The 10,452-nt window shown below is 40.5% G+C and carries 7 protein-coding genes and 2 pseudogenes; 3 read left to right on the top strand and 6 right to left on the bottom strand.

Translation table 11 applies throughout. The features are described 5' to 3' along the window. From AXF17_RS09430 to AXF17_RS03035, 3 genes and pseudogenes are all read left to right on the top strand, one after another. Positions 1-138 (top strand): annotated as a pseudogene (locus AXF17_RS09430) (IS3-like element ISCARN46 family transposase); the annotation flags it as partial. A gap of 365 nt (positions 139-503) precedes the next feature. Then, positions 504-1,082 carry a hypothetical protein gene (locus AXF17_RS03040; RefSeq protein WP_094233745.1) on the top strand — a complete coding sequence of 193 codons (579 nt, stop codon included), beginning with the start codon at positions 504-506 and terminating at the stop codon, positions 1,080-1,082. Between the two features lie 24 nt (positions 1,083-1,106). Next, on the top strand, positions 1,107-1,883 hold the full coding sequence (locus AXF17_RS03035; protein ID WP_157682545.1) for a transposase: 777 nt from the start codon (positions 1,107-1,109) through the stop codon (positions 1,881-1,883). Between the two features lie 301 nt (positions 1,884-2,184). On the opposite strand, the gene AXF17_RS03030 is transcribed toward AXF17_RS03035, so the two are convergent. The 6 genes and pseudogenes from AXF17_RS03030 to AXF17_RS08945 all read right to left on the bottom strand — a co-directional run. Beyond that, positions 2,185-3,633 (bottom strand): SHIRT domain-containing protein, encoded by a 1,449-nt coding sequence (locus AXF17_RS03030; RefSeq protein WP_094233743.1) that lies wholly within the window; start codon positions 3,631-3,633, stop codon positions 2,185-2,187. A gap of 175 nt (positions 3,634-3,808) precedes the next feature. Further along, the gene (locus AXF17_RS03025) at positions 3,809-4,285 is read right to left on the bottom strand and encodes a pyridoxamine 5'-phosphate oxidase family protein (RefSeq protein ID WP_094233742.1); all 477 of its coding nucleotides are present in this window, start codon (positions 4,283-4,285) and stop codon (positions 3,809-3,811) included. A 96-nt stretch (positions 4,286-4,381) separates the two neighbouring features. Continuing rightward, positions 4,382-4,855, bottom strand: a complete 474-nt coding sequence (locus AXF17_RS03020) for a hypothetical protein (protein WP_094233741.1) — start codon at positions 4,853-4,855, stop codon at positions 4,382-4,384. A 204-nt stretch (positions 4,856-5,059) separates the two neighbouring features. Continuing rightward, positions 5,060-9,022, bottom strand: coding sequence for a Cna B-type domain-containing protein (locus AXF17_RS03015; RefSeq protein ID WP_094233740.1), 3,963 nt, complete (start codon positions 9,020-9,022; stop codon positions 5,060-5,062). Positions 9,023-9,383: 361 nt separating this feature from the next. Beyond that, on the bottom strand, positions 9,384-9,980 hold the full coding sequence (locus AXF17_RS03010) for a recombinase family protein (RefSeq protein ID WP_094233739.1): 597 nt from the start codon (positions 9,978-9,980) through the stop codon (positions 9,384-9,386). Between the two features lie 291 nt (positions 9,981-10,271). Beyond that, a pseudogene (locus tag AXF17_RS08945) lies at positions 10,272-10,452 on the bottom strand (group II intron reverse transcriptase/maturase); the annotation flags it as partial.

Genomic DNA, 10,452 nt, shown 5'->3' with positions numbered 1-10,452 from the left:
GGAGGCAGCCAATATACAAGCGATGGTTTCAGAGCTATACTGGCAGCAAATAACATACAACAAAGTCTGGGCGGTGTTGATCACTGTTATGACATTGCCAGAATAGAGAGCTTCTTCGTTACTTTGAAGAAGAAACTCCTGTGTCGTATCCCGATATAAAGAATGAAAATGTCGGAAGTAAAGTTCTGGATCTTCAAATATGTATTCACCTACTACAATACGGTACGAATATATACATCTAATCCGAGCGGGCTTCCTCCGGCAGAATATAGAAGGATGCTGCTCGACGAAGCCCTAGCGGCTTAAATCAATTTTGGGTGTTTAGAGACTGCACTTTTCTTGACATCTCCATTTCGTACACCTAGTTTGGGGGCGAACTTTAGGGGGCTAAAGTAAAATTCAAAGACAGTTTAAGAGGACAGCACTTGAGGTGTTGCCCTCTTTTTCTCATTTCTCTTATCATTATTTTATTCGTAATAAATTTAAGAGAGGAGATTTCTACAATGGATAATATCATAAAGTTCCTGAATTTAGAAGATTCAGACGTTGAACTGGTCAACCAGCAAATCAAAGGAAAGAAACGTATCGTCACAATCCAAAAGAAGCTCTTTCCGCATTTTTGTCACATATGTTCCTACCGCATGCATTCCAAAGGTGTCTATCCAAGGACTATCAATCACCCCATCATGCAGGATGATCTGCAGTTGGTTCTTATCGTAAATCAGCGACGTTGGCAATGCACCAACCCTGCATGCAGGAACATCGTGACTGATGAGTTCCTATTGTTTGAAAAGTATAAGCACAATTCGAAGCTTACCGACCTTATGATCATCGATACCTTCAGAGATTCAAACTTGACCGCTGCATATATCGCCCGCAAATTTAACGTATCAGATACTTATGCTCTCACTACATTTTCCAAGTACGTAGACATGCACAGGAGACCTCTAACTGAAGTTATCTGTATAGATGAAGTCCACATGGAAGTCTCAAAAGTCTGCAAATACGTTCTTATAATACAAGATTTCGTTACCGGCGAGCCTATAGATATGATCGCTAACCGAAGGCAGGAGATAACTTAGCCAGACTTCACAAATCTGCCTACAGTGGAAAGGAATCGTGTAAAATATCTGGTGTCAGATATGTACAGACCGTACATCGCATATGTTGACAAGTACTTCCCCAATGCCATCTCCGTTGTGGATTCATTCCATGTGATTAAGCACATCAACAATCAGCTCAGGCTCTATCTCAATAAACTTGCCGGAAGTCTCAAAACCCGTGACGAAGAACGTCACAGAGCACGTGAAGCTTACCTGCAAAGAGAGATCAAATTTGTTCCTTCAAAGGAATACTGCCTCGTAAAGCACTTTCAGTGGGTAATCCTTTCCAATCCGGATAATCGTAATTATTCTGCTCCTCCACGATTCAATTACAAGCTTGGTTATTACCTTGATCTTCCCGAAATCGAGCACCTCCTTTTTCAAATAAATCCTGTTCTTAGTCAGCTCCGTCGTTTAAAGGATAAATATGTTATATTTATCAGCTCTTACGGAAATGATCCGAAGAAAGCAAGACCGGCTCTGCGTCAGTTGATTCAGGAGTACCGCAATTCCCGCTTTCCCACGTTTAAAAGTATAGCAGATACTTTGGATTATCACTTTGAATCAATCATCAATTCGTTCATTGTAATGCAAAGGTACTGCGCGGACGGTACTCATCTCAGTCGCTTATCTAACGGTCCAATGGAGTCACTGAATCGTATTGCGAAAGATCTTAAGCGTAACGGCAGAGGTTTTAGAAACTTTGAACATTTGAGAAACAGGTTTTTGTTCGCTGAAAGAAAAAAACGCTCAAATGTTAGCTTCGCCTCTACCACCTGAAAAGTATCGGGTGAAGACCGGCATCAAACGAGGCCCGTACAAAAAGAAATAGTCTTGAAATGAAATTTGAGGGAACCAGACGTCTGATTCCCTCGTTATTCTTAATTCTTTGAGATGTTTTCAGCCCCCAAGATTATTTGGAGTTTTCTCCGGAGCCCCCAAACTTGAACCCCAATTGTTTTTGGATAAACCCCAAACTTTTTTGATGAGCCTTCCAATTTCCGTATTAACCTCGATTCCCTCGTTCATTCTATTTATGGCAAATTATGTTCTGATAAACTTAAACTTCTCTGTTAAAAGCTTACTCTTTCCAGCTAACTCTGCGTCTTGCCACAACTGCCAGGACTGCCGAAGCAGCTCCCAGTGCAATTAGATATCCACCTATATAATTTCTATCTCCCGTCTTTGGTCCTCCCGTCTTTGTACCGCTTTTATTTCCATGCGTAGTTGTAGGAGACTTCTTATCAGGTGTGAATTTCCATTTGCCGTACACTACTGTATTCTCCTTCATATTTACAGACGTTACTATACTGGAATCAAGATTGTCTTTATCTGTTGACCACCCTGTAAACTCCCATACACCGTTTTTCCCATTTTGGGGTGCAACGATTTTCTTTGGAGCCTTATTTAGAGTAACAACTTCCTCATATCCCAAGCCTGTTACCATATCGGGAACAGTGAAACCTGCTGGAGCATCACCAATCACCTTATACTCTAAATTGTATGCCTTGACATTTATCAGCATCGGTACCGTGATGTCAAGCTTTGAAATATTTTCCTGAAAATTAACATTGAATCTCTGGTCATCCCCCGCTTTTGTAGGAATACCTTTGATCTTAACAATTGTATTATGTGCACCAGCATCGTATTTTGCATCTTCTGCCGAAAGCCCGTCAGGTAATGCTCCTACAATATTAATCTTATCGTAATGCAGCTGCTTTGTGACTTTTTGTCCAAATTCGCTAGGATAATATGTGTAGGAAAAATCCGGAAAAATCAGCGACTCACTGTAGTCTTTTCCTTTTACAGCATCCGAAACACTATTGCTTTTCACCTTGACACCTACCGTAGAGGATATCTGTCCATAAAAACCGGAGGAGCTGGCAACATGACCAAAGTATGTATCGGATATATGCGTTATGCCACTACCTTTATTCACCGCGGTGCAATCCGTAAATGTACCATTTGAAACGTTTGATACTCCGAAAGTCACTAAACCTGCATTAAACTTGCAATTTTCAAAGGAAATATTCGCACCTGCTTCAACCTCTACAGGTCCGTCAAAGGTCTTACCACTAACTGTTTCCTCTCCGCTGTAGGTAGTTTTTGTCGATTTACCGTCATACAGCTTAGCAATCATGGCTGCATCCATCTTGCCGTTTTCACCCTCATAAAGAAGTTCTCCATTTGCCTTGAATGTATAAATATATCCATGACCGTACTTATATTCTTTACCGGCTTCAACTAAATAATAATGAGAGGCATCTGTTGAATACCATATCGGCTGCTTCTTCGTGCCTGCTGCCCCTGTAATCTTCTCATAAACAGCGCTCCACTTATCTCCATCAGTAAATCCGTATGCACTGCTTCCGGACTTTACTGTCACATCATACGGATGATACACATCCTGTGTTCTGCTGGCAGCAGAAGCAGTATTAAAACCGCAAAATACAATAATTAAAGCCAGCAATAACACAAATACAATGCCTTTTTTCTTGATATAACTCATCTCATTCCCTTTCTTAATCATTAATATCTCCAGTAAAACTAATTCGTAATTATTACCACAGATGGATAAAAACACACAGCAAGTTAGTCTACTCTTACTAACTTGCTGTGTAATTCTACCATTTCTATTTTACCGATTCAATAACAAAAGTAAAAATATTTTTAGTCTTTGCTGTTTACCTCATCTGCTCAAAGGATTATTTCTCCTGTACTTCTTTACCTGTCAGATGTTCTATTTCTATCTCAAACATCTGTACGGCATTTCCGGTAGCTTTTATCTCATCCAACACCATTTTTTCATTAGGATAGTATTTCATTGCAAAGTTTTTCAAAGCCTCTAACATATCATCCCTATTTTCAATTGTCCGACATCTTCCGAATACAACTACACTCTGTACAAACGGAGCCCAACTCTCTTCCTTTATTGTCTCATTTCCATATACGGTAAAACATATTTTATCTGATACCTTCAACGAATCGACTTTATATCCTGAACGTAATCCGTGAAAATATATTCTATTCCTTTCCTCATCATACAGATAATTTATAGGAACTGCATAGGGATACCCTTCATCACCATTTACAGCGATGATACCTCTTGGTGCTTCACGGAGCAGTCTCTTTGCACTTTCCTCCGAAAGTTCCTTTTTCTTATTTCTCATTTTTCTAAACATAACACTTCTCCCATGTTTATATTTTTTGAACTATACATCAATTACAATTATGCCATTTAACAAATCAAAAATGAACTTTAACTAATAATTTATCATCTAAATTACTTCCGAAATAACCGCACCAAAAAAATGTCCTGCTGCCGACGATACCATTTCAGTTATTTTATTTACAGATTCTGATTTTTTCGCCAGTTCAAGCACCTCATCCCCTGCCTTGGTACAGTCATAAGCATTAGCTCCATAGTGATTAGGCAGTCCGTTTTCGGATATCAGCCCGGCAGCAAGCAGTTCTTCCAACAAGGTCACAAACTGTTCCTGATAAATCCTGAGAACGGAACAGTCAATATACTTATACTCACTTATCGCTTTTAATAAAACATAACGCCGCTCTGCAGAATTTGTTAACTTGTATCTATGAAAGTCTCCCGGATATCTTGTTCCCTTAAGGATGTTAAACTCACCGTTTTCATATTGTAATCCGGGTATTTTACCCGAATTCCTTTTTACTGTGCTTAACTTAACCCCTGCTATATTAAGGAATTCATCAATACTAATTTTATTTTCATCCATAAGTTTTCCCCGCAAGTTTTCGTTTATTCTTTAATAATTTGATATTAATTTCGATTATTGTATCACGTTAAATAGGAAGCCGAAACTTTTGTTTACGACTTCCTGTATTATTACAGACACAAATCACTAATTAATCGATGTAATTGACAGTATCTGATTTCAATTATTGGATATCGGACTCATATGGGAGCTCTAACTGTATCGCTAATTCTTTATGCGTTTTCTCGAAAACATAAGCCCAACAAATGCCGTTACAGAAACAAGCAGAAGTGACACATATGTGATAAATCTGTTGTTATCTCCGGTTTTAGGTCTTGCAATATCACTAGGGGTGTGTGTATTTGTGATAATGATATTCCCATGATCCTTATCATCCAAGCTTACCGTATAACCTTTCAGTTTCCCTACTTCCTTTACGGTATACTTTATGTCCTTACCTTTCTCCTTCTCCGGAAGATTGTTCCATGTATAGCTCCATCTATTTCCTGCTTTCAGTTCTACTGCAGCTCCTTTTTTCTCTCCGTTAGCATATAGCTGTACTTTGATACTTTCAGGTCTGATTTTATCCTTATCGTTGCTGTCGTTCCACCTCTTGGTTACTGTAACCGAGGTCTCTTTAGGAGTATAGCTGTTCTTGATGTTATAGCCGTCATTACTGAAGTTATAATCCTTTACAGCATTTTCCGTTACGGTATACTTTATCAGCTTTCCACTCTCATACTTGTCAAGATTGGTAAACTCGTACTTCCATTCTCCTATCGGATTAGGTTTTACCGTAACCGTCTTGAAAGGAGCGCCATTCTTAAGCAGATTAACCGTTATCTCTTTAGGTCTCTTTCCGTCCTGGTCATTCGCATCGTCCCAGGTCTTTGTTCCTTTAACGGATATTTTTTCAGGCTCATGGGTGTTCACTATTTTTATATTGCCTATATCGCTGTCGTCAACGGTAGCTGTGTATCCGGCAATATTCGTTGTTTCCTTTACAGTGTACTTTATGTCCTTACCGTCAGCTTTCTTTGGAAGCTTCGTCCATGTGTGTGTCCACCGGTTTGTTGTATTTAGCTCTATCTCCGAGCCCTTCTTTTGTCCGTTCGCATAAAGCTGTACTTTAACGCTGTCAGGTCGCTTACCGTCCTGATTATCTGCGTCATTCCATGACTTGGTTACCGTTACGCCTCTCTCCTCAGGAGTATAGCTGTTTTTGATGTTAAATCCGTCTTTGCTGAAGGTATATCCGTCTACATCATCTTCAGTTACAGTATATGTTATCTCCTGCCCGTTTGCATACTTTGGTAAACCTGTAAAGCTGTATTTCCAGTTATTATAAGCTGTAACCTTAATTTTTTGCTTCTCTTCTCCGTTAGCCAAAAGATTTACCATAATTTCCTTCGGACGCTTTCCATCCTGATTGTTTTTATCCTCCCAGGTCTTTTGCCCTTCTACCTTGATCTCCTCCGGAACGTGTTTATTGGTGATGGTTATATTTTGACTGTTCTGATTGTCATAATATGTAGTATATCCGCTTACGGAGCCCACTTCCTTCACCGTGTATTTTATGGTTTTTCCGGCTTTCTTCTCGGGAAGATTGTTCCATGTGTAGCTCCATGTTGCGTTTGTGAGCTCTATTTCAACTCCTATCTTTAGATCATCACCATATAGCTGAACCTTGATGCTGTTAGGGCGTTTCCCGTCCTGATTGTTTGCATCGTCCCATTTCTTGGTTACGGTTACCGAGGTCTTGTGAGGAGTGTAGCTGTTCTTGATGTTAAAGCCCGTGATTTCTGCAGCATATTCAGCTACCGGATTTTCGCTGACTTTGTATTCAATTTCCTTGCCGGTGTTATCATATTTAGGAACACCCTTGAAGCTATATAGCCACTTCCCGTTTGCGTCTTCTTTAACCTCCGTTGTTTTAACGGTGTTGCCGTCTGCCATAAGATTTACGGTGATTTTTCCGGGACGCTTTCCGTCTTGGTTATTTCCGTCATCCCAGGTCTTTTCGCCCGATATATCGGTCGTATTTTTTATCCAATAGCCTACAAGCTCTACATCACCCTTCGGCATCTCAAATGAGTTGTCATCATCCTTGACACTTACCTTCTGACCGCTTTCGGTATGCCAGCCTGCGAAAATATATCCCGTCATTTTTAGATCAGGCTTTACATCTACTGTTGACTTATAATTATATGCCTTGGAATCCACAGGTGCCGCCGGACTTCCTGCAGGGATTTCCTCGCCGTTCGGGTTCTTGACTACCTTATAAGTAACCTTATATTCCGACTTTTTATTCGTAAGTGTGAAATCCTTATTGTCACTCGCCGCATTCGGATCGGTGAAGTCGATTACGAATTCCTTCGAGATTGCGGGATTGCTGTTATCGTAGCCATCCGGAGCCTTGGTCTCCACCAGGCGATAGGTCTTGCCGCTTATGAGACCGCGTATATTTAAGATACCGTTTTCATTGGTGTAGAGACGGTCTCCGTTCTTGCTGCCCCCGTTGCTCCCCACAATCGTAATATGGTCCTTCACATACTGGGAATCCGTATCAATCCAGTTCCCCGCGGGATCCTTCTCCTGCAGCTTGAATTCCGCCTTTTCAATGCCCTGACCGGTCTTGGCGTCCGTCTTCAGGATGGCTGCCCCGTCCTTATAGGTAAAGAGGCTGATGTCACCTACGACAAAGAGGTTCTTGGCTGTTGCCGTTTTATCTGTGAATGTTGCTGTATTTTCAACATACGCACCTGTCCTCATAACAGGCTTTACCAGGTCAGCTTTAAAATCAAAACGGCATCCTGTAATAGGCCAGTTCTTGATCTGATCATATACTTTATCTATAAGTTCAGGAGAAGTAACCTGTTTAAGATCATTATCAGCGGTGATTTCATACGTAGGAAAGAATAATTTTACAACCCTTTCCTTACCCAACTTGTCGCAAAGTGCACCCCAAGTATACATTTTGTTCGGATCCTTTGACCCTATCTTCCCGAGACTCGCCACAAGTCTCATGTCTCCGTTAGGGTTCTTATATATCCCATATTCACCCGGCTTAAGAGAAGCCTTGAACTGTTCATAAGACTGTCCCGAAGCTGCTTCTTTTTTTGTGAAAAAATCATCGAATTTCAATACGCCGGTCTGTGTCGGATTATAACAGGTAGTAGGCTTGCCATCGCTGTAATTTTGTCTCAATACAGGAGTTTTGCCATCTTTATATAAATGCACGCCTCTTGTACTCAGGTTGGTTAATGTAATATTCCTGTAGATATCACCCGGCAGCGTATCCTCCATGTACGCGGTCTCTGTGACTGAATACGAACCGAAGGCCTTATCATAACCGAAGAGGAATGCCGCCGTCGTAGATGAGTCCGAAGTTGTGTCGTTTTCTTTGCCGGTAAGCGGAGATGTCAACTTATATCGGTAAGTTGAACTGTTCCATGCAATATTCCAAGAAGTACTTATATTAGTACTTGAAGTTGCACCGGATTTCGAATGTCCGTTGCTAAAAAAACTTGTAGGATCGCCAATCCCGGGTGAGGGATAGCTTCCGTAGAATTTCGCAGTTTGAGTCAGCCAGAAATTCGATTTGACATTTACATTCACATTTTTGTCGTAGATCTTTATCTTATCAATGCCGGTAGGATTTGCCGCATATGCAGCGTCGACCTCCGCCTGTGTGTTAAAGCCTTGACTAAAGCATGCAACTCCGTGCATCGTTGTCGAAATGGTTATCTTTGCCGCCGTCTTGGCGTTATTCTCCTTGGTGAATTTAATTCTAATTTTATCCTTAGTAATCGTAGCCTCGCCCAAAAGCGATCCGTCCTCAGAATCCAGCACAGAAAGACCATGACTTTCATATAGCTGTCCCTTATCGGCCGTAACCGGTATTTCGATATAATCCCCTGAAAGAATCGGTGTCCCCTTATTCACCGTCACGTCGATCTTGTAATCGACATCCGCACCATATTTGACGGATGTTGAAAAATCATTAACGTTCGTTGAATCCTTAATCTCCGCATTCGATGACGTGATGGAATCAATCGTCATCTTGCCGGTGATATCCGTCTGCGTCTCTTCCGCAGATACCGGCATAACCGTTTGAAACAAAGTACTGAACAAAAATAGTAATGTCACAATTATTGCAAGTACCTTTTTCTGCAATATGCTATCCATATTGTTTCTCCTTCCTTTTTCTCATGCAAACCAATCACACTATAATCTTCACTAAGTTTATTGAGCTTGCAGAAACTACTTCTACCCGGAAGATTGGAAAATTTATCAAATCAATATCAGTTGTTCAACAATGTCACAATTCATCTGGTAACAAAGGTACACTTTTGCATACAACTATGTTAGACTGAAGTTGTTTATACTTGGGAGGGTAAATTTGTCTGTAAATAAAAGTGTACATATTTTTCCATTTTTACTGCAAAAATAGATGTACGCTACATATTAACAACTTTCCCTTTTGACTCTAAATATTTAAGCTATTTGCATTTAGCAAATAGTTTAAATCTGATTGAAGTTGGATTTTCTATTTATATCCGCATTGTTTCAGCCAACTTTCAAAGGTCACATGATTGGTTTCAAGCAGTCTTGCTCCTTCACGAAGACTTACTTTTCCCTCATTCCACATATCTGCTACAGAAGCAAAACTCTCAGGGATTGCTTTGCGCGGCCTTCCAAAGGTTACTCCTCTCTTCTTAGCTTCTCTTATTCCTTCCATCTGCCTTTGATGAATGTTTTCACGTTCCACCTGTGCCACATAAGAAAGTATTTGCAGCACCATGTCTGCTATAAACTTTCCGGTAAGACCGTCTGCCTTTTTTCTGGTATCCAGCAAAGGGAAATCAATTACTATAACATGTGCTTCTTTCTTCTTTGTTATGAACTGCCATTGCCTGATGATTTCATCATAGTCTCTCCCAAGCCTATCTATAGACTTTACATAGATTTCATCCTCTGATTTCAACTTTCTTAGCATTCTCTGGTAATTTTTCCGATTAAAGTTCTTTCCGGATTCTCTGTCAATAAATATACATTCCTTTTCTATTCCGCAATCAGAAAGGGCTGCTATCTGACGGGCGATGTTCTGATCTCTACTGGAAACTCTGGCATATCCATAACGCATAATATAAAACCTCCTTTTTTCTCCTACACACTATTGTAAGAAAACCGGAAGATTCTCTTTTCCTTGCTGTTATTCAACTATGCTTCAAGTATGCTTCAAGAAAATCAATCTCTGTCTGTTTTTACTTCCTATTTCAGTAGCAACAAACATGTTTAATATCATTCACAGCAAATGCTGCGGTCTGAATGTTCACAAGTAATAGGGTAGAGCGAGGGCGTTAGCCATCAACCCTCCCGTTGCACCGTACGTACGGGTCTCGTATACGGCGCTACATCAACATAGAATCAAGCGTTAATTCAGATAATACGCCAAAGGGTCGACCAATCCCGGTCGGCTCTTTGTCTTTTTGCCAAGTATCGTTGGATTGAGCAGGAAATTAATATCCCGAATAGTAGCCATTCGGTACCATCCCTGCCTTGCGTTTGCCACGCTTAACAATCTTTTCTCCTCAAGGCCACATTTCTGAATCCTA

This window comes from Mogibacterium pumilum, assembly GCF_002243385.1.
Classification (GTDB): Bacteria; Bacillota; Clostridia; order Peptostreptococcales; family Anaerovoracaceae; genus Mogibacterium; species Mogibacterium pumilum.
This window is presented reverse-complemented; position numbering and strand designations above follow the sequence as displayed.